24 protein-coding genes are annotated in these 25,861 nt (G+C 49.6%); 8 read left to right on the top strand and 16 right to left on the bottom strand.

The features are described 5' to 3' along the window. Positions 1–2: 2 nt before the first annotated feature. The 7 genes from aroB to pilM all read right to left on the bottom strand — a co-directional run bounded on the left by aroB (position 3) and on the right by pilM (position 6,437). Positions 3–1,076, bottom strand: coding sequence for a 3-dehydroquinate synthase (gene aroB / locus KIU71_RS06705; protein WP_214130423.1), 1,074 nt, complete (start codon positions 1,074–1,076; stop codon positions 3–5). A gap of 33 nt (positions 1,077–1,109) precedes the next feature. Further along, positions 1,110–1,625, bottom strand: coding sequence for a shikimate kinase AroK (gene aroK / locus KIU71_RS06700; protein WP_214130421.1), 516 nt, complete (start codon positions 1,623–1,625; stop codon positions 1,110–1,112). Between the two features lie 254 nt (positions 1,626–1,879). Further along, entirely contained in the window at positions 1,880–3,652 is a 1,773-nt protein-coding gene (locus KIU71_RS06695) for a type IV pilus secretin PilQ (RefSeq protein WP_214130420.1), read from the bottom strand. Next, positions 3,645–4,184 (bottom strand): pilus assembly protein PilP, encoded by a 540-nt coding sequence (locus KIU71_RS06690; protein ID WP_390881825.1) that lies wholly within the window; start codon positions 4,182–4,184, stop codon positions 3,645–3,647. Before KIU71_RS06690 ends, KIU71_RS06695 begins: the two co-directional genes overlap by 8 nt. After that, entirely contained in the window at positions 4,181–4,807 is a 627-nt protein-coding gene (gene pilO / locus KIU71_RS06685; RefSeq protein WP_214130418.1) for a type IV pilus inner membrane component PilO, read from the bottom strand. The genes KIU71_RS06690 and pilO overlap by 4 nt, the downstream gene beginning before the upstream one ends. Next, positions 4,804–5,388 carry a PilN domain-containing protein gene (locus KIU71_RS06680; RefSeq protein WP_214130416.1) on the bottom strand — a complete coding sequence of 195 codons (585 nt, stop codon included), beginning with the start codon at positions 5,386–5,388 and terminating at the stop codon, positions 4,804–4,806. Before KIU71_RS06680 ends, pilO begins: the two co-directional genes overlap by 4 nt. Continuing rightward, on the bottom strand, positions 5,376–6,437 hold the full coding sequence (gene pilM, locus KIU71_RS06675; RefSeq protein WP_214130623.1) for a type IV pilus assembly protein PilM: 1,062 nt from the start codon (positions 6,435–6,437) through the stop codon (positions 5,376–5,378). Before pilM ends, KIU71_RS06680 begins: the two co-directional genes overlap by 13 nt. A 229-nt stretch (positions 6,438–6,666) precedes the next feature. Here pilM and KIU71_RS06670 point away from each other — a divergent pair, with 229 nt between their 5' ends. The 4 genes from KIU71_RS06670 to KIU71_RS06655 all read left to right on the top strand — a co-directional run bounded on the left by KIU71_RS06670 (position 6,667) and on the right by KIU71_RS06655 (position 12,971). Next, entirely contained in the window at positions 6,667–9,303 is a 2,637-nt protein-coding gene (locus KIU71_RS06670; protein WP_214130415.1) for a penicillin-binding protein 1A, read from the top strand. Positions 9,304–9,327: 24 nt separating this feature from the next. Continuing rightward, a complete protein-coding gene (locus KIU71_RS06665; RefSeq protein WP_214130413.1) occupies positions 9,328–11,013 on the top strand; it encodes an NAD-dependent malic enzyme in 1,686 nt (561 codons plus the stop codon). A 7-nt stretch (positions 11,014–11,020) separates the two neighbouring features. Beyond that, positions 11,021–11,770 carry an MBL fold metallo-hydrolase gene (locus KIU71_RS06660; protein WP_214130412.1) on the top strand — a complete coding sequence of 250 codons (750 nt, stop codon included), beginning with the start codon at positions 11,021–11,023 and terminating at the stop codon, positions 11,768–11,770. Between the two features lie 91 nt (positions 11,771–11,861). Beyond that, complete coding sequence (locus tag KIU71_RS06655) at positions 11,862–12,971, top strand: glutathione S-transferase N-terminal domain-containing protein (RefSeq protein ID WP_214130411.1); 1,110 nt, start codon at positions 11,862–11,864, stop codon at positions 12,969–12,971. Between the two features lie 20 nt (positions 12,972–12,991). Here KIU71_RS06655 and KIU71_RS06650 read toward each other — a convergent pair whose 3' ends face one another. The 8 genes from KIU71_RS06650 to argC form a co-directional block, all read right to left on the bottom strand. Continuing rightward, positions 12,992–13,192 (bottom strand): tautomerase family protein, encoded by a 201-nt coding sequence (locus KIU71_RS06650; RefSeq protein ID WP_214130410.1) that lies wholly within the window; start codon positions 13,190–13,192, stop codon positions 12,992–12,994. Between the two features lie 313 nt (positions 13,193–13,505). Next, positions 13,506–14,036 carry a hypothetical protein gene (locus KIU71_RS06645; RefSeq protein ID WP_214130409.1) on the bottom strand — a complete coding sequence of 177 codons (531 nt, stop codon included), beginning with the start codon at positions 14,034–14,036 and terminating at the stop codon, positions 13,506–13,508. Between the two features lie 109 nt (positions 14,037–14,145). Beyond that, positions 14,146–15,456, bottom strand: coding sequence for an amino-acid N-acetyltransferase (argA, locus tag KIU71_RS06640; RefSeq protein WP_214130408.1), 1,311 nt, complete (start codon positions 15,454–15,456; stop codon positions 14,146–14,148). After that, on the bottom strand, positions 15,449–16,855 hold the full coding sequence (argH, locus tag KIU71_RS06635) for an argininosuccinate lyase (RefSeq protein ID WP_214130407.1): 1,407 nt from the start codon (positions 16,853–16,855) through the stop codon (positions 15,449–15,451). Before argH ends, argA begins: the two co-directional genes overlap by 8 nt. Before the next feature lie 2 nt (positions 16,856–16,857). Further along, positions 16,858–18,078, bottom strand: coding sequence for an argininosuccinate synthase (locus KIU71_RS06630; protein WP_214130405.1), 1,221 nt, complete (start codon positions 18,076–18,078; stop codon positions 16,858–16,860). A gap of 52 nt (positions 18,079–18,130) precedes the next feature. Beyond that, on the bottom strand, positions 18,131–19,057 hold the full coding sequence (locus KIU71_RS06625; RefSeq protein WP_214130404.1) for an ornithine carbamoyltransferase: 927 nt from the start codon (positions 19,055–19,057) through the stop codon (positions 18,131–18,133). A gap of 1 nt (position 19,058) precedes the next feature. Next, on the bottom strand, positions 19,059–19,886 hold the full coding sequence (argB, locus tag KIU71_RS06620; RefSeq protein ID WP_214130403.1) for an acetylglutamate kinase: 828 nt from the start codon (positions 19,884–19,886) through the stop codon (positions 19,059–19,061). Continuing rightward, positions 19,883–20,905, bottom strand: coding sequence for an N-acetyl-gamma-glutamyl-phosphate reductase (gene argC / locus KIU71_RS06615; protein ID WP_214130402.1), 1,023 nt, complete (start codon positions 20,903–20,905; stop codon positions 19,883–19,885). Before argC ends, argB begins: the two co-directional genes overlap by 4 nt. 372 nt (positions 20,906–21,277) lie before the next feature. Between argC and KIU71_RS06610 the strand changes: the two genes are divergently transcribed. Next, positions 21,278–22,372 carry a Kelch repeat-containing protein gene (locus KIU71_RS06610; RefSeq protein ID WP_250207320.1) on the top strand — a complete coding sequence of 365 codons (1,095 nt, stop codon included), beginning with the start codon at positions 21,278–21,280 and terminating at the stop codon, positions 22,370–22,372. After that, positions 22,372–22,782 (top strand): methylglyoxal synthase, encoded by a 411-nt coding sequence (locus KIU71_RS06605; RefSeq protein WP_214130401.1) that lies wholly within the window; start codon positions 22,372–22,374, stop codon positions 22,780–22,782. Before KIU71_RS06610 ends, KIU71_RS06605 begins: the two co-directional genes overlap by 1 nt. Before the next feature lie 13 nt (positions 22,783–22,795). On the opposite strand, the gene KIU71_RS06600 is transcribed toward KIU71_RS06605, so the two are convergent. After that, a complete protein-coding gene (locus KIU71_RS06600) occupies positions 22,796–23,566 on the bottom strand; it encodes a Spy/CpxP family protein refolding chaperone (protein WP_214130400.1) in 771 nt (256 codons plus the stop codon). 182 nt (positions 23,567–23,748) lie between these two features. Here KIU71_RS06600 and KIU71_RS06595 point away from each other — a divergent pair, with 182 nt between their 5' ends. Continuing rightward, complete coding sequence (locus KIU71_RS06595) at positions 23,749–24,447, top strand: response regulator (protein WP_214130398.1); 699 nt, start codon at positions 23,749–23,751, stop codon at positions 24,445–24,447. Then, positions 24,444–25,856, top strand: coding sequence for an ATP-binding protein (locus tag KIU71_RS06590; protein WP_214130397.1), 1,413 nt, complete (start codon positions 24,444–24,446; stop codon positions 25,854–25,856). The genes KIU71_RS06595 and KIU71_RS06590 overlap by 4 nt, the downstream gene beginning before the upstream one ends. Positions 25,857–25,861: the final 5 nt, after the last annotated feature.

Raw genomic sequence — 25,861 nt, 5'->3', positions numbered from 1 at the left:
GTTTAGCGGTGAGTCAGCACCGCCGTTAACGTATCCTGTTGGACATCACTAGTGACAATCGCCGCGCCTATTGACGTCGGCAGTATGAACCTGATTTTACTGTCGAGCACCTTTTTATCGTGGCTCATATGACGCATGTAATCGTCATAGCTCATATCGTCTGGCCCGGCGGTGGGCAGTTCAAACGCATTTAATAGCGCCGCTACACGACGGGTTTCTGACACTGTAAAGTTAAGTTCATGCTCTGCGGTTTTGCAAGCAAGGATAATACCAGCTGCAACTGCTTCACCGTGCAGCCAATTACCATAGCCTTGTTGAGCTTCTATGGCGTGGCCAAAGGTATGACCTAGGTTAAGTAGTGCACGAATACCGCCCTCGCGTTCGTCTTGCGCAACGATATCAGCCTTGATTTGGCAGCAACGCTGAATGGCCGTCGCTAACGTCGCAGGATCTTGCTGTTTTAACGTACTCACATTGTCTTCCAACCAACCGAAAAATTCAGCGTCGTAGATAATGCCGTATTTAATGACTTCTGCCATACCGGCTGCAAATTCTCGCGGGGGGAGGGTGCGCAGTGTTTGCGGATCGATGATAACCGCCGCCGGTTGATAAAACGCACCAATCATATTTTTGCCCAACGGGTGGTTGACCGCTGTTTTACCGCCCACCGATGAGTCTACCTGAGACAGCAGCGTGGTGGGTATTTGAACGAACGGAATGCCACGTTGATAGGTCGCTGCAACGAAGCCACATAGATCGCCGACAACGCCTCCACCCAGCGCAATAAGCAGGGTATCCCGAGAGACATGCGATGAGAGTAATGTGGTCATTATCGATTCATACTGAGCCAGCGTTTTGTACTGTTCGCCATCAGGAATTTCAATGCAGGTTAGCTCTGTAGCGGTCAGCGCGTCTTTTAACTGGCTGAGATATAGCGGTGCAACAGTCGTGTTAGACAACACGACTGCTTTCTTGAAGGTGAGAGTACTTAGTAAAGACGCCGCTTGCGATAAACACCCAGCTTCAATGTGGATGTCGTAACTGCGCTCACCCAGATTAACAGTAACCAACGGCATGGGTGAGCTCCTCAACACTGCGCTTAGCGCAATTTATAATCCAATTTTATTGATGATTTGATTGGCCACAGCGCGCGCGCTTTGGTCGTCGGTTTCTACAACATAGTCAGCCACTTCTTCATACAGCGGATTACGTTCGCCGGCGAGATCGCGCAACACTTGTTCTGGGTTATCGTTCTGTAGCAATGGGCGGCGTTTGTCACGCTGTGTGCGTGCCACCTGCTTGTCGATGGTAGTTTGTAGGTAAACAACAATACCACGCGCCGATAAACGGTTGCGGATTGCTTTGCTCACTACTGAACCCCCGCCCGTTGCCAATACAATACCTTGTAGGTCGGTTAAATCATTGATCACGGTTTCTTCGCGTTGACGGAATCCGTCCTCGCCTTCAAGGTCGAAGATCCAAGCGATATCGGCACCGGTACGGCGCTCGATTTCTTGGTCAGAATCGTAGAATTCAAGGTGGAGCTCGTCTGCGAGGTGTCGACCGATAGTGCTCTTACCCGCACCCATCGGGCCTACCAAAAAGATATTTCGTTTTTCAGCCATATTCGCTTAATTCACAACTTAGATTGATACTCGGATAGCGAGCTATGATTCTATGCGCTACCCGTTCGTTCGTGCGTATTGGAAATCGCCCAATTGCACGACTCCTCAGACCTCGGTAAAAATTTCGAGGGCGGGATTATCTCAGTTAAGTTGACCATTATGCAAGCATTGCCGACAAATGCGCTAAAAAAGCCACGAAAATCGTGGCTATAGAAGCATTCAATCTGGTTTTGCTTGTCGATTCGCTCACGCTACTAAGGGCGCTCAGCCATAATCTTGGGTGTTACGAAAATCAATAACTCCCGCTTCTGGTAGATGGTTGACGTGTTTCTGAATAGTGCGCCAACCACGGGTAAATCACCCATCAACGGAACTTTCGTCACGTCATCGGTATTAACCTGTTGAAAGATACCACCAAGTACGACGGTTTCACCATTTTCCACCAAGACTTGTGTACTGATTTCCTGTGTGTCGATCGCTACCGCCGGCCCCGTCGACGTTTGAACTGTTTCACCACGCGTATCTTGTGTAACCACCAAATCCAGAATAATACGATTATCCGGGGTAATGTGTGGGGTGACTTTGAGGCTCAATACGGCCTTTTTAAATTCAACCGATGTTGCACCACTGGAGGTCGCCTGAACATAGGGTATTTCAGTACCTTGCTCAATATACGCTTCCTGCTGATTAGCGACTGTAATACGCGGGCTAGCGATCACCTCACCTTTATTTTCAGATTCCAGTGCGGAAAGTTCTAAATCGAGAATGGTGCCATCAACCAAACTCGCCACTTGAAATCCAATACGACCGGCGGGGTTAGCGACCGGAAGATTCACGTTCAAACGGTCAGCTAGCTCTGGAATAATGCCACCGGAAATAGTGTTGGCACCCTCTAACGAACCCGACACGCCATCGTCGTTCTGGCGATCAGAAAACCCCCAGCGCACACCGAGTTGTTCATCAACGTTATCGCGAACGGTGACCATGCGAGATTCAATTAATACTTGTTTAACCGGAATATCAAGCTCGGCAACCACACGACGTGCTTCATCGATAGATTCCTGCGTATCGCGAATTAATAATGTATTAGTCCGTTCGTCGACACTGACCGCGCCACGGCTACTCAAAATACCACCGTCGCCATTTTTTAGGATGCCTGACAGCGCTTCGGCTTTGGCATAATTCACGGTAATACTGGCAGACTTCAGGGCGGCTAAATTTTGAACCTGAGCCTGTGATTGAAGCTCTTGTGTTTCTCTGGCAGTCAGTTCTTCGGAAGGGGCGATGAGAAGAATATTGCCTTCTAAGCGCTTATCCAGCCCTTTGATCTTCAAAATCATATCCAGAGCCTGATCCCACGGCACCGCCGTTAAGCTGATGGTCACGTTGCCTGTTACCGTGTCGGTTGTGACAAGGTTGAAACCGTTAACCTGGGCAATGATCTGTAAAACCTGACGCACTGGAACGTCTTGGAAATCCAGCGAAATCGGTTCGCCTTTGTACTTTGATTGCTGTTCAAGTTCGGCAATTTTCTCGGCCGACAACGGGGTAATGAAAACGCTAAGTTGCTTGTCTTTTTCACTCAGGCGTGTGCTCACCTGGCCTTCGTATTCCATTACCAAGCGCGCATCGGCGTTATCCTGAAAAGTCTCGATGCGCGTGACAGGCGTTCCAAATTCAGTCACATCAATTTGTACAAACTGATCATCGGCTAACTTGGTCGCTGGCAAAGTGATCGAAATCTTACCTTTTGACTCAATGAGCTGAGGGTTAGTGGGTAAATTATCAAAATCAACTTTGATCACGCCTGCGCCGTCGGCTTGCCGGGTAAAATCAATCTGCTCAAGGCTGGCACGGTACACGCTATTCAACTCCGCGCTCACGTCCAACAACTCAACGTTCTGCGCACTGGATTGGCTCCAAACACTCGTACCTGCGGTCATTAATACCACCGACAATGCCATCCAATACCATTTACTGCGGCGATTTCGGCCCAGTTTTTTATTAAAAATGAATCGCTCAGACATTATCGTTTTCCCCTGCTAATGACGCCATCGTCAATGTAGTTTGTTTCTTCTGCCAACAGCCAGCGCCATCTGGAAGGAGTTCAGAAATAGTGACCTTTTCACCGGAGATGTCGGTGATTTTGCCGTTAAATAAGCCTAGATAGTTACCAACACTGGCTTTATGTAGGCTGCCATCGTTGGTTTTAAACAGCCCCCATGTTTTGTTGTTGCTCACAAACATACCTGACAGCGAAATTGCGTCGATACCATAACGCTCTAACGGCTCTTTCGCGCGAGCAAAGTCCGGTTGTAAGCAATTCGGTTTGGCCACTTCAGCGACAGTTTGCTCTACGGCGCGGGGTCGAACAAAGGGGCTACGCAAGTTGTCTGCAGAATAATCAAATGCGGGTTGTGAGGCAAATTCCGGATAGGGTTCAATATTAACCTGCACCGTTGCTTTAACCTGCTCGGTGTAAGCGACCAAATCACTGGTTTCTGCCGTACAAGCCGCGAGTAAACCTACGCCGATTAGCAATGCTACCTGTTTCATCATTGCTCACCCCCGGCTTTCGCAGCGTTACCCATATTGCTCGCCACAGCAGTTCGATAAGTCTTTGCTTGCATTTGCAGACGAAGGCCAGACGCTTCGTTGATTATTTCAAAATCATGCAATGTCACAATCCGCGGTAAGCTGGCAATCGATGACACGAAGTTACCAAATTCGTGGTACGACCCACTCACTTCAAGCTCGATGGGCAGCTCAGTATAAAACTCTTTTGGCACATCTTGTTGCCAGTTGAGCAAACGGAAGGTTAGCCCAGCACTTGTGCCGACATAGGTGATGTCGTCGAGCAGCCCTGGCGTTTCGTTGCTGGTGGGTAGTGATTTAAGCATTGAGCTAAAGTCTTGCTCTATGCGAGCAAGCTGATCTTTATAGGCTTGTAGATTAACCGCAATGCGATATTTAGCCTCGAACGTACGTTTTAACTCAACTTCTTGCTGCTCGGCTTTATCCAAAACCGGCAACTTTGCACTAATGATCAAGTGGTAGCTGAGAATGCCGACGATAATGGCCAACACCGCGGCAACGACAGTTTTGATTTCAAAAGGCCAGACTGCGACGTTCTCGAAATCCAGCTCATTCATCTCTTTCAGTTTAGCAACGTCAAACTTCATTGCGCATTCCCCTGAGTAGTAGAGACCATCACAGGTGCGACCTCGGGGCTAATGGTAAACGTTAATTTAAACTCACTCACCGCATCGGTAGATGTTGTGTCCGCTACAATAGAAGACAGGACGCCATTGGTGAACACAGTGGACGTTTCTAAGCGGCGCATAAAATCCGATAGGCGATTGTTGGAATCACTAATACCGTCAATATCAATGCGATTGCCTGTGCGTGTCATCGAGCGAAATGCCACACCTGGCGGAACAATGCGTGCTAATTCATCAAACACTTTAGGTGCAACATTGCGGCTTGTTTGCAACTGTTCAATCAGTGCCATGCGTTGTTCGATGGCCGCTTTGGCATCTTTAATGGTTTTGATCTGGCTGATTTGCGCATCGAGCACATTAATCTGGTCTTGCAAATAATTGTTTCGGGCTTGTTGATTGCGTATTTGCTGATCGATAGCTGCACCGACGAACCAGAAAATCAATCCAACGAACACCGCAGTAATAAAAAGCACACCCAGATATTGCTGTTTCTGGCGTTGGCGTAGATTTTCACGCCAAGGGAGTAAATTTATATGTGCCATGGTGAAAACCCCCGGCTAGCTAACCCCAGTGCAATCGTCATCTGAGGTGCCAATTTTTGTAACTGTTCTGCGTTAACTTTTTTATCGATAGCCACATTGGCTAGCGGATTGAATACTTCAACCGCTAAACCAAGGTCTTGCGACAGCAGCGATGCAATGTCGTCAATGACCGCACCACCACCACAAATCAACAACTTTTGCGGACGCTGCGCATGTGTCGTGCTGATGTACATCTGAATCGCACGGTTGATCTGTTGTTGCAGATTGGACAAAAATATCGGCAACGTATCGTCTCGCCATGATTTGGGCAAGGTGTCTGCTAATAATTGTGCCTGCGCGTCATCGCGCTCAAGGCCCTGCATCATGCAAATATCCTGTAGCAAGGCATCAGTGCCGAAAACATGCTCCTTACTGTAAACAACACTGCCCTCTTTGATCACTGAGACTTGTAAAAGCGTTGCACCGATATTGATACAGAAAGCCGTTTCGCTGGTCGGGTAAAACGTGGTAACTGCATTCGCCACCGCATAACCTTCAATATCAATCACTTTAGGTTCAAACGGAATTTCGCGAAGCAAGGTGACGCGACTGTCCACCACATCTTTGTGTGCAGCACTCAGTAGCACATTGACCTTATTCACGTGTGTTTTGCTGGGTCCCAGTTCTTCAAAGTCTAAATAGACTTCTTCAAGGGGGTAGGGAATGAGGCTGTCGGCTTCAACTTCTATTTGCCCTTCTAATTGATAATCAGTTTGGTCAGGTTCCATTTGCACGATTTTAGTTAGCACTGAAGAGCCTGCAACCGCGATTGCCACATCTTTGATTTTCTTGTTCTTTAGCGCCAGTTTGACTTTTCTCAGCGCATTGCTCACCGCGTCGAAGTCTTTTACCTGACGATCTGTAAACGCGTTACCCGTTATCGGTTCACACGCGAAGGCGTTGACCGAATACTGGTCGCCTGCTTTTTCCAGCAGAACCGCTTTGACAAAGCGAGTGCCAATATCCAGACCGATGATCGGTGGCACCTTTTTCTGTAGCAATGCTTTCATGGAAGAGTTAACCCGCGCCATTGTAATCGCTTATGACAATCTGTAAGGCTGGTCATAATACGGTGTTTTTTCAATAATATGGTTCTAATATCGACACTTACGTATAATCCTCGACACATAAATGCCATCATACGCTGATATTGTGACCTCGAAACAGCACGTAATTCTGTCGACACCTTTGTTATACTATAAGCCATTTCGTCGATTTTGCCTCGGAATCTGAATTTTTGTGAAGTACATCAAGACGTTATTTTTAATAGGCATCGTTGGTTCGATGCTCGGTGTTGCCACTCTGGTTGGCATTTACTTTTATATCAAACCTGATTTACCCAGTGTAGATGTACTGAAGGATGTGCGTTTACAAACGCCAATGCGGATCTACACTCACGATGGCAAATTAATTTCGCAATATGGCGTCAAACGCCGCGTTCCACTCACACTGGAACAAATTCCACTAACCCTTCAACAAGCGCTGCTTGCCACAGAAGATAGCCGTTTTTATGAACATGTGGGAATAGATCCTATCGGGGTGATGCGCGCCGCGCTAAATTTGGTGGTTACCGGTGAGAAAGGTCAGGGAGCAAGTACGCTAACGATGCAGTTAGCCAGAAACTTCTTTTTAACCCGCGAAAAGACCTATATCCGTAAAATTAAAGAGATTTTTATCGCTTGGCACATGGAGCAGTTACTGACCAAGCAGGAAATCCTTGAGCTGTATTTGAACAAAGTTGAATTAGGACACCGTGCGTTTGGCGTAGGGGCTGCGGCGCAAGTGTATTACGGCAAAACGGTGGATAAACTTACGCTTGCTGAAATGGCAACCATTGCCGGGTTACCTCAGGCGCCATCCGTTCTCAATCCGATAAGCCGGCCAGACCGCTCCATTGAACGTCGGCGCATTGTGTTGTTGCGTATGCTCGACGAGGGATACATTACCCGCGAACAATTTAACGAAGCCTCCAACGCACCGGTATCGGCGAAAAAACACGGCACAGAAGTCGAGTTGGATGCCCCTTATCTCGCCGATGTGATTTACAACGAGATGATTGAGATTTATGGCAAAGAAGAGGCCGAAACTGGCGGCTATCACGTGTATGCTACCGCGCCATATGCACTGCAAAAAGCCGCGCAAGAGGCGGTTGTGCGCAATCTTCACGATTACGATGAACGGCACGGTTATCGCGGGCCAATGAGTGTGTTGTGGGAACCTGAGCCTGCGCAAATCCCCCTGAGCGATGAGGCGTTAGTAGAAGCACTGCAAGTAGTGACTCCGATTGACCCATTGCAACCCGCCATTGTTGTTGCAGTCGGGGAGCAGCATATTGATGTTATGACTCTGACACGGCAGGACACATTGCAGTCACGTCGAATAGAGTGGAATGGTTTGTCGTGGGCACGCGCCTATTTATCAGATTCAAAACAAGGGCCAGATCCAGAATCGGCGAGTGATGTGGCAAGCGCAGGTCAGGTGATTTGGATCCGCAAACAGGAAGGCGAATGGCGACTCGCCCAGTTACCCGTGGTCAGTGGCGCATTTGTGGCGCTCGATCCGTTTAACGGTGCGGTACAAGCCGTTGTGGGCGGGTATAGCTTTTACCAGAGCCAGTTTAACCGTGCCACCCAAGCAAAGCGTCAGGTGGGCTCCAACATAAAACCATTCATATACTCCGCTGCACTTGCGAACGGTTATACGGTTGCCAGCATTATCAACGACGCGCCTATCAATCAATGGGATGCCAGCACTGGCGTCGCATGGCGACCACAAAATTCGCCGCCTGAGTACGATGGTCCCGTCCGCATGCGCTATGCGCTGGGACGTTCTAAAAACGTTGTGTCTGTGCGTTTATTGCGCGGCGTTGGGCTTGATGAAACCGTCGAATATCTGACCCGTTTCGGCTTCGAGCGCGAAGAAATTCCACGTGACGAAACCGTGTCATTGGGGTCCAGTTCGCACACGCCATTGGAAGTTGCGCGCGGCATTACAGCCTTTGCCAATGGTGGTTTTTTAATCCAGCCGCACTTTATTTCACATATTAAAAATGATGATGGAGACGTGTTATGGCATGCTAATCCTCCTCTCGCCTGCGATCCGTGCGATGAGATGATTGAACAGCGCGATAGCAACGCGGCACAACCGTCGTCCATTGATGAAACTGATCTGGAAGCGCTGCTTGCGGCTGAATTAAATCAGCTCGGTCTCACCCAACCTGAGCAGCGTCAAAAAATCAAAGCAGATCCCAGCGAGTGGCGCTCAGCCGAACGCGTGATCAGTGAAAAGAACGCTTACTTAACCGCCGACATGATGCGCACAGCCGTGCGAGCCAATGGCAGTTGGACCCATAAAACCTATTGGTTGGGCACAGGATGGCGAGCGCGCAATATTCTGGGCCGTACCGATATTGGCGGCAAAACGGGAACAACGAACGACTCGCGCGATGCCTGGTTCAGTGGTTTCGCACCGGGTTTGGTTGCCACCTCCTGGGTTGGATTTGATAACATGAGTCGGCAGTTGGGACGCGTGACACGTAATCAAAATTTGGTCAACTTAAACCCAGAAAAGTACAATTGGATTGGCAATGCATTGGTCGGCGTAGAAGACGGTGCGAAGGCGTCGCAACCTGCGTGGATACGGTTTATGCAATCTGCGCTTGAAGGCCAGGAAGAGCAACCCCCCATGATCCCAGATGGCATGATGCGCGTGCGTATTGACCGGGCAACCGGTTTATTGACAAAACGCACAGACCATACCACTTTATTTGAATACTTTGTTCCCGGTACGGAGCCGACACAATACGTGCTAGAGGAAGACATATTTGATTTTTCAGACGATGACGCCGGTCCGGTTGAGCCTGAAGAAATATTCTAACGACCGACTCAAAAAGAGATGCCAATGGCTAATAACAACTATCTTTACATACCCCACGCCGGTCCAGCGTTACTCGAAACGCCCTTGTTGAATAAAGGCAGTGCATTTAGCTCTGAAGAGCGCACCACGTTTAACCTTGCCGGTTTACTGCCGCCTCGTTATGAAACCATCCGCGAGCAGGTTGAGCGTGCATACATGCAGTATAAGAGTTTTGAGAACCCGCTGAACAAGCACATTTACCTGCGCGCTATTCAAGATACCAACGAAACATTGTTTTATCGCCTCATCCAAGAGCACATTGACGACATGATGCCGATTATCTACACGCCTACGGTAGGGGATGCATGCGAGCAGTTTTCAGATATTTACCGCTCATCAAGGGGCTTGTTCATTGCTTATCACGATCGTCATCAACTCGACGATATCCTGCGCAATGCCACAAAGCGTAAGGTGAAAGTCATCGTAGTGACCGATGGCGAACGTATTTTGGGTTTAGGCGATCAAGGTATCGGTGGCATGGGGATACCGATCGGAAAATTATCGCTGTATACCGCTTGCGGTGGGATCAGTCCTGCCTACACCTTGCCCGTCATGTTGGATGTCGGCACGAACAACCAAAAGTTATTGGACGATCCGATGTACATGGGCTCTCGCCATCCTCGTATCAGCCAAGAGGAATACGATGAGTTTCTTGATCTGTTTATTCAGGCGATGAAGCGCCGCTGGCCAGAAGCCATGCTGCAGTTTGAGGATTTTGCACAACCCAATGCGATGCCCTTACTCAATCGTTATCGCGAGCAAATTTGTTGTTTCAACGATGATATTCAGGGGACTGCTGCGGTAACACTTGGCACCATACTAGCGGCGTGCCGTGTTAAACAAGAAAAACTCAGTGACATGAAAGTCGTGTTTGTGGGCGCCGGCTCGGCAGGCTGCGGTATCGCAGAAATGCTGGTACAGCAAATGTGCAGTGAAGGGTTGTCTGAAACACAAGCGCGAGCACAGGTTTTCATGGTGGACCGCTACGGCTTGCTTACCGATGGCATGGAAGGTTTACGTGATTTCCAACAGAAACTGGTACAACAACCAGAGGCACTCTCTGGCTGGCAGTACAGCGGCGAATACGCCAGCCTACTCGACGTGATGAATTGCGCGAAACCGCATATTTTGATTGGCGTTTCCGGGCAACCCGGTTTGTTTACCGAACAAGTTATCCGAGCGATGTCGCAACACTGCGAGTTGCCGATCATATTTCCTCTGAGCAACCCCTCGCGGCAGGTCGAAGCGCGCCCAGAGCAAGTGATTGAATGGACTGACGGGCAAGTGATTATCGCTACAGGTAGCCCGTTCAAGCCGGTTGAATACAACGGCAAACAGTTTCCTATTGCGCAGTGCAATAACAGTTACATCTTCCCTGGCATTGGCCTCGGTGTGATCGCCAGTAAAGCACGTTTGATCAGTGATGAAATGATCATGGCAACCAGCAATGCGCTGGCGGATGCATCGCCCTTGGCGCGTGGCGAAAGTGATGAATTGTTGCCACCGCTGCGGAATATCACTGAACTCAGTAAGCAAATTGCATTTGCGGTGGCAAAGGTGGCTATTGAACAGGGTTTGGCGTTAGAGCAGTCTGACGATGCCATTCTTGCCAGTATTGAGCGCAATTTCTGGCGTGCGGAATACCGCCCGTACAAGCGGGTCAGTATTTAATCGCATTATGCAGTTGCACCAGTTAAACGGGTATATTCAAAACATACTGTTAGTTGAGTATGAGCACGGCTTGCTGCTGTTGGATGGCTGTTGCCGTGCTGATGTTGATTCAGTAGCGCGTTTTATTACCGACGAACTTAACCGCCCCCTTACCGATTTAAAGCTGGTGGTGGTGACTCATATGCACCCCGATCATGCCGGTGGTGCGCATCAGTTACGCCGCATCAGCGGTTGTCGTATTGCGTGTCACCCCAAGGCTCCGCGTTGGTATCGCGGCCTTATGGGCAAGTTTGCGCACCTCACTGATGTAGGTCTAACCTATTGGGTGGCGGGGCGTATCGGTAAGCCGAAAAAGCATATTTGGTATGCTTCAACCTTACGGCCCGATTTCGTACTGGATGATGAGCAAACATTGCCTGAGTTTCCTGATTGGCAAGTGCTGTACACGCCGGGTCATACCGACCATGATTTGTCGCTGTGGCACGCCGAGTCACGGCAAGTATACGTTGCTGACTTGGTTGTTTTCGTGAAAAAGCGATTAGTACCACCTTATCCGGTTTGCCACCCCAATCAATACAAAGCGTCGCTCCGAAGACTGGAAGCATTAGCGCAGCCGATGGTGTACTTTGCGCATGTTAAACCGCGAATACTGCGTAAAACAGACATTGACGAGGTCATCGCCAAAGCCCCCGACTTGCCGAAAAATCACTGGCATTCCTCAAAGGCACGGGTCAAGCATGCGTTAGGTTTAAACTGACTGGGCGTACACACACTGTAGACGATGAAAGTTAAATACGTGTTGTCTGGTCTAGTCAAACACGGTCACACGAACGCGGCAGAGCGCCTATATGAATCAGCATTACACCCAATACGGCGCAGAAGTCTCCTTGTTCAGCGGCAAAACCCGGGCTTATATGCGCTACAAGAACATTCCCTTTACCGAGACATTAGCGACCGCCAGCATCATCAATAACGAACTGCAACCCAACACGGGTTTGCGCATGATCCCTGTGGTCAAGACGCCTCAAGGCGAATACTGGCAAGATACCACTGACATTATCGATAAATTTGAGGCTCAATTCGCGCAGAACAGTGTTTATCCGGTCACGCCCAAACAGCACTTTGTGGCGTTGCTACTCGAACTCTACGGTGACGAGTGGCTCCTCCTTCCAGCCATGCACTATCGCTGGCATTACAAACGCCGCCATTTAGGCTTTATCTTACGAGAATTTGGTGCCTGCGCCACGCCGCACTGGCCGCGGCTTTTGCAGCCTGTTTCAGGGCTGCTACCCGCGTTTTTCTTCGGCAGGTTGTATAAACCCGTGTTAGGGATTTCGAAACGCAATTGGCGAGCTATAGAAACGTGGTATGAGGCATTTTTAGAATGCTTTAATACGCATTTAATTCAACATCAATATGTACTGGGCGGTCGTCCGAGTATCGCTGATTATGGATTTATCGGGCCGTTGTATGCGCATCTCTATCGCGATCCTTATTCGGGCGAACTGATGAAGCAACGGGCACCACATGTTGTAGCCTGGGTTGAACGCATGATGCGCGGTGACCAACCAGTGGGTGCTTTTTTAGCCAACGATAAAATCCCTGACACGCTCGTCCCCATGCTAAAGCATATGCACGATACACAACTGCCAGTGTTGCATGAAACCGTGAAGCGCGTTCAACAGCGCTTGCTCGACAAGCCGGGTGAACGTTTACCGCGATTCTTAGGAAAAATGCGCTACTCATTCGACGGTGTCGAAGAAACACGCTATGTAAATACCTATGCGCAGTGGATGCTACAACGCTGTACGCAATATTTCGATTCATTATCAAGCGAAGCGCAACACGATGTTCAGGCATGGTTTTCAAGTCGCAATCTCAGCGGCTTAACTGAAATCAAAGTGCATCAGCCAGTTGAGCGCAGACAAGGGAAATTGTTTCCTGTTGCCTCCGCTTAGCCTTAACGGCAACTTTTTGTTCAACTCTGATCGCGCTTCCAGTCATCCGTTAGCTGACCTGCAAAACCCCAGTTTTCGTCCGCAATTTCTTGTATCACCACATGAGTATATTCTGGCTTTTTACCGAGGTGCTTAGCTAACGAAGCGGTAACATCTTTAACTAGCGCTTGTTTCTGGGCGCGTGTAGCGCCTTGAGTAATCTGGATATTGACGTAAGGCATGGGTAAATACTCGACGAGGTTTTCTTGCAGTAAACCACAGACCTTTCAGAAATGCTCAATCTTTAATAGAGCGTGTTGACCTTTGCGGTACAAGTTTTGTTCAGTTCTATGGCTTGCGGCTGAGGAAAGAGGATTGAAGCTTAGTTATTCTAAGTGAATGACGAAAGCCCCAAGCCATAGAACTGAACCCTGCGGGCAGCGCTTGATGACAATTTACACTGCGTTTTCGCTCGCTTATGTAGAATAACTACACGGCGCTCGCTCAGCCTTGTCTAAATTGCCATCAAACTGCTGCAAAAATGTACCGCAAAGATCAACACGCTCTGAACGGCTCCTCAACACGCTTATTGACAGTCTTGGGAAACTCGACATCGGGACGCACCTGCTGGACCGCTTTGTGCAGCGTATTAAGATTAAGATCGTAGTTCATCGAACAGTGATGAAATGTGCCGTCTTTCATCACAATTCCGTGCTGCGTTATGCCATCACCAGCATGTGAGAGAGTTCGCCGGTATTCAAACCGTTTAATATCGTCAACCGCCACATCAAATGACCATCGTTCCGACCCAGGATAACGCACGATAAGGCGCTTAGCAGTTAATATCGCTTCAAAAACCGCGGGATGCCGATGGTGCCAAACCGCAATGACGATGAGTATGATACTGCTTACCGAAAAGGCTACGTAAGAAATGTTAACAAATGAGGCGGGTAAGGCCCGAGCACCAAATTGCGAATACAGGTAGATTGCGCCTATATACACCCAGCACATCAGAGCCATGTAAATAAATTTACGAGAGCGCTGCGCTCTGGTTTTCGAAAAGTGAAAAACGACGTCTTTGTTCATGTGTGGGCTGCGTGAGCGATGCCATAAAAATAACGATAGCAGTTTTTATTGATGCATAAAGCAAACGGTAATAAAGATCTTGACCTGACGCTAGCTTCCGTCTGTGCGCTTAAAGCTCCAATTCAAAGATTTTTGAGTTACGCTGAAAGTTATACAACTGCTTTTTTTGCTCCGGCAGACTACTCATGTCACTGGGTTTGAAACCTTGTTCTAAGAACCAATGCGCGGTCACGGTCGTTAATACGAACAAACGGCCTATACCGCGCTGTTTAGCGTATTCGACTACCTGATCGAGTAGCCTTTCGCCTCGATTCTTGCCTCGGTAATCCTGATGTGTAGCAACGCAGGCCAGCTCGGCACAATTATCCTCAGGGTACACATACAGCGCTGCGCAACCGATGATCATGCCGTCACGTTCAATCACACTGAAATGTTCGATCTCACTTTCCAGACGCTCTCTTGAGCGCTTAACCAGAATGCCACTTTCTTCCAGAGGCTGGATAAGACGCAATATACCACCGACATCTTCAATCGTAGCCTGGCGAAGCTGTTCGTAATGATTGCGCATCACCAGTGAACCAGTGCCGTCGCGTGTAAACAGTTCTTCAAGCAATGCGCCGTCTTTCTCATAACTAATGCAGTGAGCACGCGGAATGTCTGCTGCTACGCTTGTACTCAGGGCGCGTAGCACGCTTTCCTCGGTTTCGATCGCGTCGCTTTCTATCAATGACTGCAACTGTTTCAGCTCAATGGTGCGTAGCAACTTTCCTTCACGGGATACGATCCCCTCCCAATGTGAAAACACGATGAGCTTATCTGCCCTTAACGCAATCGCCGCTTGTGTTGCTACATCCTCATGGGATAGGTTAAACACTTCACCCGTGGGGGAATAGCCCATGGGAGAGAGCAAAACAATGGAGCCATCGTTGAGGTGATCATTGATACCGTCCACGTCAATTCTGCGCACCAGTCCGGTGTTTTCAAAGTCGATGCCGTTTCTTACCCCCATTGGTTTTGCGACCACCATATTGCCGGAGCACACACGTATTTGCGCGCCGTGCATGGGAGAGTTCGGCAACCCCATGGTGAGCAGGGCTTCAATATGTGACCGGACCGACCCGGCAGCATCTTTAACGCATTCCAAGGTGGGTTTATCGGTGATCCGCGTATTCTCAGAAAAGCGGCCTTGCAGATTGCGCAGCGCAACCCGCTCATCGATTTGCGGGCGCGCACCATGCACCAGCACCAGACGGATCCCCAAACTGCTCAAAAGACCGATATCGTGAATGATGTGAGCAAAATTGTCATGCTCAATGGCCTCACCGCCAAACATGAGCACAAAGGTTTTACCACGATGTGCATTAATGTAAGGCGCAGAGCTACGAAACAGGCGAATATTGTCGGCGTTTGCGTCAACCATCAACGTCACCTTGGCGAGTCAGTTCACCATCGAGCCATTCATGTGCGGCGAATAGTGCATCATTAACCGGTTGTGCGCCTGTGCCGCCAAGCACATTGCGCTTATCCACTAAATGATCCAGCGCAAGGATTGCGTACACATCCTGTTCAATATCGCTACTCACGGTGTGGAGTTGCGCTAAGCTAAGGTCCTCAATCGCACAGTGATTTTCCAGCGCCAGCAGTACCGCTTTGCCGGCAATATCATGCGCGGTTCTAAAGGGAATATTTTTGTCGACAAGGTAATCAGCCAGCTCAGTCGCGTTGGCATAACCCTGCTGCGCTGCCTGACGACAACGCTCAGCATTCAACGCTAGCCCATCCAGTACTTCAACGCCGATACTCAAACAAATGTGCCATTGCTTGACGGCGTCCATGGCACCTTCTTTGTCTTCCTGCATGTCTTTGTTGTAGGCTAACGGCAAGCCTTTCATGGTGACGAGTAAGCTCTGCAAATGGCCGAAAACACGACCGCATTTGCCGCGCATCAATTCCAGCGCGTCAGGATTTTTTTTCTGAGGCATCAATGAGGAACCTGACGTGACGTTGTCAGACAACTTTAAAAAGCCGGCTTCACCAGAATTGTAGAAAATAAGGTCTTCCGCCATCCGGCTCAGGTGCATCATGCTGGTGCTGGCGCAGAACAGGAGTTCAAGCACGAAGTCTCGGTCGGAAACTGCGTCTAAACTGTTCAGGCAAGGCGCGCTGAAACCCAGCTCGTCGGCAATGCTTTGGCGGTCAACCGGGTAGGTCGTTCCCGCCAGGGCTCCGCAGCCAAGCGGAGATTGATCCATTCGTATTTTGGCATCGCGCAATCGCGATAGGTCACGCTTGAGCATCTCTACGTAGGCTAAGCACCAATGCGGGTAGCGGATCGGTTGAGCGCGTTGCAGGTGTGTGTAGCCGGGGAGAATGACAGACTGAAAACGAGACGCACTTTTCAACAAAGCCTGAATGAGATTCAATAAATCCGACTCCAGAGCGTTAATGTGGCGCTGCGTCCACAACCGAAAATCCGTAGCGACCTGATCGTTACGAGAACGGCCTGTATGCAGTTTTTTGGCCGTATCTCCGATGGCGTCTATCAGCGCGGCTTCCATGAAGCTGTGAATATCTTCTTCTTGGCTGGCAGCAAAATCAAGCTCACCTGCTTGCGCTTGAGTCAGCAGTTTCTGCAAGGCGTCAACCAATGTGACATGCTCTTGTTCGTTAAGAACACCCGCTTTGGCAATTGCATTTGCCCACGCAATAGAGCCTGTAATGTCTTCCACCGCCATGACCTGATCAAACGGTAAACTGTCATTGACCTGTTTAAACATCTGGCTACTGCCTTGTGTGAAACGTCCACCCCATAAAGCCATGCTTATTCTCCTGCCTGGCTGTGTTGATTTTTCAACGCTTTAATACGGCTGGACAAGCTGAACAGGCGAATGAATCCTTCGGCGTGTTTCTGGTCGTAAACATCATCAGCACCAAAGGTGGCAAAGTCTTCAGAGTACAAACTATTTGGCGAGCGGCGCTGGGTCACGGTCGCCTGACCTTTGTACAATTTCACCCGAATGTCGCCAGTAACAAGTTTAGCGAAACTTGCAGCACCGGCGAGTAATGCCTCATTCAGTGCCGTGTACCAGCGGCCATCGTACATCACGTGCGCAAACTCTAAGCCTAACTGCTCGCGGTGTTTCAGCGCCGCTTTATCCAGAACCAGCGTTTCTAATGCTTTATACGCTTTCAACAACACCGTACCGCCCGGCGTTTCGTAACAACCACGCGACTTCATGCCGACAAGACGGTTTTCAACAATATCGATCCGCCCAACACCATGTGGCGCAGCGATGTCGTTAAGTGTTTGGAGTGCCTCATAGGGCGTTAACGCAACGTCATTCACTTTGACCAATTTGCCCTGAGCAAAAGACAAATCGACATAGCCGGGTTTGTCTGGCGCATCCTCAGGATCTGTGGTCAATGTCCAGACTTGCTTGCTCGGCTCACTCCAGGGATCTTCCAGCTCTCCGCCTTCATGAGAAATATGCCAGGCATTGGCATCGCGGCTATAAATTTTGGTCGCTGAAGCGCTGGTTTTAATTTGACGCTCGGCTAAATACTCAAGTAAGTCTTCACGAGAAACCATGTCCCATTCACGCCATGGCGCAATAACGTGCAGATCCGGTGCGAGGGCGGCAAACGTACTTTCAAAGCGCACTTGATCGTTACCCTTACCCGTGCACCCATGACACAGCGCATCGGCACCCACTTTACGCGCTATCTCAACTTGTGCCTTTGCAATAACAGGGCGCGCCATCGATGTCCCAAGTAAGTACTCACCTTCATAAACTGCACCGGTGGTAATGGTCGGGAAGATGAAATCGCGTACGAATTCTTGTTTTAAATCGACAATATGACATTCACTGGCACCGGAACGAAGTGCTTTTTCTTCAAGCCCTTCGAGTTCTTCATCACCTTGGCCCACATCGGCCGCAAAGGCGATAACTTCACAACCGTAGTGCTCAATCAACCACGGTATAATTGCAGAGGTATCAAGGCCGCCTGAATAAGCGAGAACGACTTTTTTAACTGAATTCATGACTGTTTCCTAATCAAATTCTTATGGTTATCTGACTCGATAAATGCCGTACTTAGCGTGTAAGTAAGGTCACTAAAATCGCATTTTGCGCGTGCATTCTGTTTTCAGCCTGCTGCATTAACAACGATGCGCGACTGTCCATCAGACTACCGGTAATTTCTAGATCGCGATGTGCAGGTTGGCAATGCATGACATACCGCGCGCCACAGTTCTCAAGCATAGCTTCATTGACCTGATATGGCATAAATTTGCTCTTAATATCTTCCAAGGGGGTTATATCACCCATAGAGAGCCATGTATCCGTGTAGATAGCGTCGACGCTGGAGGTAGGCTCAGACAGTGCACTTAACGCATGGCTGGTTGTGATGGTTGCGCCAGTACGCTGGCCTATGTCATGCGCTTGTTTAAGTATGTCGGAATCAATTTCATGACCTTTAGGGGTAACAACCACTTGATGACAACCCAGTAATGCGCCCACTATCAAGAGGGAATGGGTCACGTTGTTACCGTCACCCACGTACGCCAGAGTTTTTCCTTTTACTGACCCGAGCGCCTCCGTTAAAGTGAGGTAATCAGCCATTGCCTGACAGGGGTGATACCGGTCGCATAACGCGTTAATCACAGGAACCGATGCTGCCTCTGCCAGTGTTTCCAGCGTACTGTGAGAAAATACCCGCGCTATGATGGCATCTGCCCAGCAGGCAAAGTTAGCGCCCATATCTTTAACATCCTCGCGCCCTGCTAAATTGCCTGACTGGCTATCAAGGTACACCAAGTGACCACCGAGCTTATGGATACCGATATCAAAACTGACGCGTGTGCGCAAAGAGGGTTTCTCGAATAGCGCAATGATCGACTTTCCTGCCAGCGCGGTGGCGTAGTTTTCAGGTGTAGCTTTAATATCAAGCGCCAGCTGCAACAGCTGCGTTGCGGCTTCCGGCGTCCAATCGGTAAAGCTGAGTAAGTCCTTAGTCGACATATTAATTTTCCTGTTGTTGTCTCTGTTCCTGCGGCAGCACTTGCGTGCCAAATTGAATGGATGGTTGGCGCACAGACATAATATGAGCAAGCAGTGCTTCGGGCTCGGCCCATGAACCGATAGTTACCGAGCGACCTAGCGTGTTAGCCGCTAACTGAGCAGCCGTTACTTTGACCCGCATTCCTCCCGCTATCGTACCGTTAGTCACCAATTCACTCGCCATCAAGGGCGAGAGCGAGTGAACTCTGAGCTTATCCGCATCCAGTACGCCGCTGACATCTGACAGTAAATACAGATCAGCGCTCAACAACTGTGCAATAGCGGTTGCGGCTTGGTCAGCATTGACATTGTAAAGACGGCCCTGTTTGTCACAGCCGATCGAACTCATCACGGGCAAATAATTGCGTGATAGCAAGGTTGTCAGAAACGCCGCGCTATTCGGCTGAGGAACACCCACTGCGCCGAGTTTCGGATTGAGCTCTGTGCAGCTAACACTGTCACCATCAAATAAACTTAAGCCAACCACTGACAGGCCAAGCGCGTAGCCAGCGGCGCACAACTGCTTATTGCTGGTGCCTGCAAGAGCCCCCACCACGTAAGGCATATGTGCATCAGGCGAGATTCGAAGCCCGTCAACCTTGTCATTGCTCAACTGCAATTGGCTAAGAAGTGCATCAAGGTTGCTACCACCACCATGTACAATAACCACGGCAATGCTGCTAGGTAGCTCTGCCACGGCTGTGAACAACGCCTGCGTAGCAGGCAGGTTGTCGATTAGCGCACCGCCTACCTTCAGAACAACGACGCTGCGCTCGTGTGCATCGGTCATACCGCATTCCTCGTCAATCCCTCTGTCATCGACCAGCCACACGCCAGATTGGCACATTGAATTGCCTGGCTCGCCGCACCTTTGAGCAGGTTGTCGATAGCGGATGTCACAATCAGATAACCTGTGGACGGGTCATACTGCCAGTGCAGATCACAAAATGGCTGGCCGACCACATCATCGATTTTGGCCGGGCTGGAGCGCATTCGCACCAGTGGCTGGTGGGCATACGCCGTATTAAATGCATCTTCAACATCCGAAAGTTTAAGCCCATACTTAAGCTTGCAAGTGATGGTGGCCAGAATACCGCGTTTAAAATTGCCCAGATGTGGTGTAAAAATAACCGGGGCGCCTAAATAGGCGGCAATCTCTGGCGTGTGGCGATGCGCTAAAATACCGTAAGCTTGCAAGCTCACTTCGCAGAAGCTGTTGTTCAGCGCGGCTTTTCGGCCAGCGCCACTGACACCCGACACAGCGTTGATGATAGGAAAATGGCTGGGATCGAGAAGTTCCGCCTGCATCAACGGTTTAGTCGCTAACAGTGAAGCCGTGGGATAGCATCCGGGCACTGCCACTATCTGAGCGTTGGCTATCTCATCGGCATACCATTCAGCCAGCCCGTAAACGGCCTCACTCAGCGTGTCCGGATGCTGGTGTTCAAAGCCATAATGCTGCGCAAATACGTGTTTATCCTGCAACCGAAACGCACCGCTTAAGTCAAATACCTTTGCACTGCCTTGCAGCAAGCTAGATGCCCAGTCGTGGCTGGCTTCATGCGGCGTTGCTAGGAAAATGCAATCGTATGAACTAGCGAGTGTGTGCAAGGTTGACTCGTCCAGTGCCTGTAGCGGCAGGTGAATCTGGTTGTTCAAATAACCATGCACGTCACTTAATGGTTTGCCCGCATCACCGCTGCGCGCAGAAACCATTACCGCGTCAAGCGATAAGCGGGGGTGATTGTGGACCAGTCTGGCCAGTTCAGCGCCGGTATAACCGCTGGCTCCAATAATACATACTTTCATTTTTATTCAATCAGGTAAGAAAAAAGAAGAACTTCTTATCTTTACCTCTTTTGCGGTCTGCACAGGAAAGGTAAAGATAAAAAGTGCGCTATATAAGGCAAAATACTAACGTCGAAAGACGCAAGCCGTATAGCCAGTTAGGGAGAGTGACGTTGTACAGTATGGAATAAGGTTCATAAAAAATGATTCACTGAAAGACACCATTGAAGTGTAGCCGACCTAGTGCGACAAAGTAAATAAATATCTAATAAAAATGCATAAAAATATCAATTTTATTTCTTTCGCTGCGGTATGGTATTGAGAAAACAGAAAATCGATTACACTATCTTTGCGTTATATAGCGTTGAACAACATTAACTTAGGAACAGCAATATGCAGGGCTTGACGAAAGGTTTCATCACCGCGTTTACGCTAATAGGTTTTGGTTTAGTTTTCGGCTGCGCTACGGCAAATGCCAAAAGTGTCAGCGTGACCTTACCACCATTACCTGAACCTGTGACCAATAACGCAGTTGCCAGAGTGACGGTTGACGGGCAGGTTTATTTACTTAGCTTTATGGGGCTGGGGCCAGATAAAGACTGGCGTGCGGTGCACAATAAAACGTTTGCACTGAAAGTGGGGGAGACTGAGTGGCAGCAAAAATCACCCGTGCCCAGTTCGCTGGCGTTGTCAGGACGATTGGCATCAGTGGCTGTGGGTATTGATGAACACGCCTATGTGTTTGGGGGATACACTGTTGCGGAAGATCATGTTGAAATTAGCAGCCCCGACAATGTTCGGTATTCTGTTCGCAGCGACCTCTACACGACTTTAGCGCCGACGCCTGTACCGGTTGACGATGCGGTTGCTTTAGTCTATCGGAATCGGTTTGTTTATTTGATCAGTGGGTGGCACAACGACGGCAACGTAAACTTGGTACAGATATATGACATAGATAAAGACGCTTGGCAGCAGGCTTCACCGTTCCCGGGCGCACCGGTGTTTGGTCATGCCGGCGGGCTGGTTGGCAATAGGCTGGTTGTTTGTGATGGTGTAAAAGTGATTTACCACCCTAAAAAGAGGCGCAGTTTTGCGAGTGAGCCTGCGTGTTATCAGGGCGTGATAGATCATACCGATCACACCAAAATCAATTGGACAACCCTGCAACACCCCACGCAGAAAGCGCGCTATAGAATGGCAAGCACTGGCGTCAACAGTGCCAATGTCGTTGCGTTTATGGGAGGTTCCACTACCCCTTATAATTACAACGGCATTGGTTACAATGGCCAACCTGCGGCGCCAACCAATACATTATGGGTCTGGGATATTGCAAATCAGCATTGGCGAGTGAAATCAACGCAGCAGGCGAGTATGGACCACCGCGGGTTAGTGCCCCTAGGTGACCACCTGCTTATTTTAGGCGGAATGTTTGAACAGCAGCGCGTTGTTGATAGCGTGACTGTGTTGTCTACCAAGGAGTTTCAATAATGCAAGAACCCACCGTTGCGCTTGTCGCGCATGACCATAAAAAACCCGCATTGCTGGAATGGGCGAAAGCCAATGTAACGCGGTTAGGGCAATGCCGCCTTGTGGCTACGGGAACAACCGGCGGCATGTTAGCTGACAATACCGGGCTGTCTATTCATCGATTTAAAAGTGGCCCCATGGGAGGTGATCAACAGATTGGTGCGCTCATCGCTGAAAACGGGTTAGACGCATTATTCTTTTTCTGGGATCCACTCAATCCTGCGCCGCATGACCCGGACGTAAAAGCACTATTGCGCTTGTGCTCGGTCTGGAATGTACCGGTTGCCTGTAATCGGTCAACGGCGGACATGCTGATCACGTCGCCGTTGTTTTTATCATCGGATTACCAGCGCGAAGTGCCGGATTATTGATCTAAATGATCGATTAAGCGCGATGCTGGCCTCTGCGTCTTCCTTTGCGGCCTTTTTCGCTCATGGTGTCTTCAATGTCAGTAAGCTGATTTTGCTGTTCTTTGGTCAGCACATTAAACATGTCGTGCTGCATCTTTGCTCTTGCCACGGCATATTCAACCGCCGCTGTTTGATGCTGAGCAAATAGCGCTAACCAAGCGTCCTGACTAAACTCACTACTCTGGATCAGTGACCTCTCGGCCTGCAAAAAAACGCGATGGGGGTGCTGTCCTCGCTCATGAGTGGAAAAAAATGCAGCGCGGATAGTGTCGATGTTATCTTCCTGCTCGGGCGTAAGGTTTAAGCGTTGGCTCATTTTTTTCCATTGAGAACCTCGCTGGCTAGCACGGTGAGTCTTATCGGGCGAAGACAACGTGTTTAGCTCTTGTTGTTGTGACGGGGTTAACAGCTCGAAAATAGCGTGGCGGGTCTGCGCGTTGCTGAGCATGAAGTCTTGTTTCAACGCCATGCGTTGTGTCATTACTTCGCGCACCGCGGTTTCATTCCATTCGGGCTCTCGCACGAGCTGACGAAACTCTTTTTTTGCCAATCGGATATCACTGACATACACGCGCTTGTCGGCGCGCGACTCGCTCACAATTAATCTGATGTCCTCACGTTGCTGCTCACTTAACGTCAGTTGCTCAAGCATGTGACGCATCGGCGCTTGTTCGGATTTAGGTGGGTGAGCCATGGCTTGCGTGGCCAGGGCAAGACCAAAAAGAGGGAGCAATAATGTTTTCATAAAAACCTCACGTTGAAAATTAGCTAAAATAAACCGCTTGCGGGTGGTGAGATACATATTAGCGTTGCGAAAGCAAAGAAACGCCAATGCCGTGTAAAGGTTGTGTAAAGTCTGACTGAAGCCTTTGTACATGAGCTGTCAGCTTGGGTAATCTATATTCACCCAGTTAACACGAGTGCATCATGTCGGTTAAAAAACTCCTTATTATTGATGATGATAGGGCACTAACGGATCTCTTAGTCGAATATCTGACACCCCATGGGTATGACATCGACGTAGCCCATGATGGGGGGGCCGGTTTGTCAGCCGCGACGAGCCGTGACGATGTTGACGTCATATTACTGGACGTTATGATGCCGGTGCTGGATGGATTTGACGTGCTGAAACAATTGAGGCAGGTCAAGATGACGCCTGTGATTATGCTAACCGCACGTGGTGATGACTATGATCGGGTGCTTGGGCTGGAAATGGGCGCTGATGATTATCTACCCAAACCCTTTAATCATCGCGAGTTGTCGGCTCGGATAAAAGCATTGATTCGGCGTGCCGAGTTGTCGTCGGTCGCGCAGAAACAACATGACTTGATACTCGGACCGCTACGATTGAGTCAATCCCAACAACAGGCTTTTGTTGAAGGGCGTTTACTGCCCCTCACGGGCACGGAGTTTTTATTGCTCAAACTCTTAATGGCACATGCCGGTGAACTGATCAGCAAGGCGTCTATCAGCGAGCATGTATTAGGGCGGCGGTTGGCGGCGTTTGACCGCAGTATCGACATGCATGTGAGTAACCTACGCCGAAAATTGTCTTCTGAAGGCGCACAGGAGATGATAGCGACCGTGCGGGGTTCAGGCTATATCTTGCGGATCCCGCTAGCATGACGTTATCTCACCTCGATCCTCGCAATAGCTTTTTTGGCAAAATTTTCCTGTGGTTCTGGTTTGTCGCATTAACCAGTTTAGGCGTAGGCGTGTTTGTGGCTCGTATAGCAGCACCTTCGGCCGACATCCAGCCCATCACTGTGGCGCAGAATGCTTTACTATCGCAAACTGCACAGCGTATTGAGCGCCGTAGTCGTTCCGTGAATGATGTGCGTCAGGCGTTACGTTTTATCAGCGGCCGCAGAGGTCGTCTGGCCTTTGCTATCGAAGTTGAATCGCAGCAATTTATTTTTGGTTTTCCGCCGCCCTTGCGCCCCTCTCGAGATGTTTTTTTAGCCCAGTTGACCGGACAGACTGCGTCAATTATCACCCTAGGTAACAGTCAGTTTATGGGCCCGGCATTGTTCTCTGTGGCGGGCACTGAGTATGCGCTGTTTGTGGGCGACACACAGGCAAAAGCGGGATCGCGGTTACCACTCATTGTGACTGTCGTTCTTGTCGCACTAATATGCAGTGGATTGCTTTGTTATTTTCTGGCGCGCCGCTTTGCCGCACCCGTGAGCGCAATCCAGCGGGCGACCGAAGCACTGGCACAAGGGCAATTTGAGACGCGTATCACAACGTTAAGCCACCGGACCGACGAGCTAGGCAGACTTAGCCGTGAAACGAACAAAATGGCCGAGCAGTTGCAACAGTTGTTTGCGGAGCATCATCGTTTTTTAGCTGATGTGTCACACGAATTACGCTCGCCACTAACGCGCCTGCAGCTGGCTATCGGTATCGCAGAAGACACATTGCAGAATGGTCACGCCGAGCAAGTGGGTGCCGTGCAGCAAACTCTGCTGCCACGCATCCATAAAGAAGCCGAGGCGATAGAGGCGATGATTGCGCAATTGATGTACGTCTCCCGCCAACAGGTGCAAATGCATGCAGCGCAATTGAAGCCGCTCTGCGTGACGACACTACTGGATGAGTGTATCGACAATGCCCAGTTTGAAGCCGAGTCGCTCAACAAACAGATCAAACGGTTTTATCCCGCGGATCATCAAAACCTGTTCGTCGAAGCCAACACGGAGCTGTTGTGCAGTGCATTTGATAACGTGCTGCGCAATGCGGTGCATTATGCAAGAGATACCATTCAGGTCCGGGTAGAACAGGCCACCGCGCCAGCTAATGGCATCCGCATTGTGATTGAAGATAACGGTCAGGGCGTGTCTGCAGAAGCACTGGGCCAACTGTTTAAACCGTTTTATCGCACAGATAGCAGTCGAGCACGAGATTCTGGTGGTGTGGGGCTAGGATTAAGCATCGCGCAACGTGCAATTCATCATCACGGTGGTACTATTGAGGCCCAACATGCACAACCTTGTGGCCTCGCAATTATTATTGCCTTGCCATCTTCGGCCTAGAGAAT

This window comes from Alteromonas oceanisediminis, assembly GCF_018474025.1.
Lineage (GTDB): Bacteria > Pseudomonadota > Gammaproteobacteria > Enterobacterales > Alteromonadaceae > Alteromonas_E > Alteromonas_E oceanisediminis.
The sequence above is the reverse complement of the archived record's forward strand: the minus strand, read 5'-3'. Positions and strand labels throughout refer to the sequence as shown.

Coding starts and splice junctions, on each gene's coding strand:
- argH (WP_214130407.1), bottom strand. CDS start 16,855: ATGGCTTTATGGGGTGGACGTTTCACACAAGGCAGTAGCCAGATGTTT.
- argA (WP_214130408.1), bottom strand. CDS start 15,456: ATGGTTGACGCAAACGCCGACAATATTCGCCTGTTTCGTAGCTCTGCG.
- KIU71_RS06650 (WP_214130410.1), bottom strand. CDS start 13,192: ATGCCTTACGTCAATATCCAGATTACTCAAGGCGCTACACGCGCCCAG.
- KIU71_RS06680 (WP_214130416.1), bottom strand. CDS start 5,388: ATGGCACATATAAATTTACTCCCTTGGCGTGAAAATCTACGCCAACGC.
- KIU71_RS06660 (WP_214130412.1), top strand. CDS start 11,021: ATGCAGTTGCACCAGTTAAACGGGTATATTCAAAACATACTGTTAGTT.
- pilO (WP_214130418.1), bottom strand. CDS start 4,807: ATGAAGTTTGACGTTGCTAAACTGAAAGAGATGAATGAGCTGGATTTC.
- argB (WP_214130403.1), bottom strand. CDS start 19,886: ATGACCGATGCACACGAGCGCAGCGTCGTTGTTCTGAAGGTAGGCGGT.
- KIU71_RS06625 (WP_214130404.1), bottom strand. CDS start 19,057: ATGTCGACTAAGGACTTACTCAGCTTTACCGATTGGACGCCGGAAGCC.
- KIU71_RS06600 (WP_214130400.1), bottom strand. CDS start 23,566: ATGAAAACATTATTGCTCCCTCTTTTTGGTCTTGCCCTGGCCACGCAA.
- KIU71_RS06690 (WP_390881825.1), bottom strand. CDS start 4,184: ATGATGAAACAGGTAGCATTGCTAATCGGCGTAGGTTTACTCGCGGCT.
- KIU71_RS06665 (WP_214130413.1), top strand. CDS start 9,328: ATGGCTAATAACAACTATCTTTACATACCCCACGCCGGTCCAGCGTTA.
- KIU71_RS06610 (WP_250207320.1), top strand. CDS start 21,278: ATGCAGGGCTTGACGAAAGGTTTCATCACCGCGTTTACGCTAATAGGT.
- KIU71_RS06590 (WP_214130397.1), top strand. CDS start 24,444: ATGACGTTATCTCACCTCGATCCTCGCAATAGCTTTTTTGGCAAAATT.
- KIU71_RS06605 (WP_214130401.1), top strand. CDS start 22,372: ATGCAAGAACCCACCGTTGCGCTTGTCGCGCATGACCATAAAAAACCC.
- aroB (WP_214130423.1), bottom strand. CDS start 1,076: ATGCCGTTGGTTACTGTTAATCTGGGTGAGCGCAGTTACGACATCCAC.
- KIU71_RS06695 (WP_214130420.1), bottom strand. CDS start 3,652: ATGTCTGAGCGATTCATTTTTAATAAAAAACTGGGCCGAAATCGCCGC.
- KIU71_RS06630 (WP_214130405.1), bottom strand. CDS start 18,078: ATGAATTCAGTTAAAAAAGTCGTTCTCGCTTATTCAGGCGGCCTTGAT.
- pilM (WP_214130623.1), bottom strand. CDS start 6,437: ATGAAAGCATTGCTACAGAAAAAGGTGCCACCGATCATCGGTCTGGAT.
- KIU71_RS06655 (WP_214130411.1), top strand. CDS start 11,862: ATGAATCAGCATTACACCCAATACGGCGCAGAAGTCTCCTTGTTCAGC.
- KIU71_RS06595 (WP_214130398.1), top strand. CDS start 23,749: ATGTCGGTTAAAAAACTCCTTATTATTGATGATGATAGGGCACTAACG.
- KIU71_RS06645 (WP_214130409.1), bottom strand. CDS start 14,036: ATGAACAAAGACGTCGTTTTTCACTTTTCGAAAACCAGAGCGCAGCGC.
- argC (WP_214130402.1), bottom strand. CDS start 20,905: ATGAAAGTATGTATTATTGGAGCCAGCGGTTATACCGGCGCTGAACTG.
- aroK (WP_214130421.1), bottom strand. CDS start 1,625: ATGGCTGAAAAACGAAATATCTTTTTGGTAGGCCCGATGGGTGCGGGT.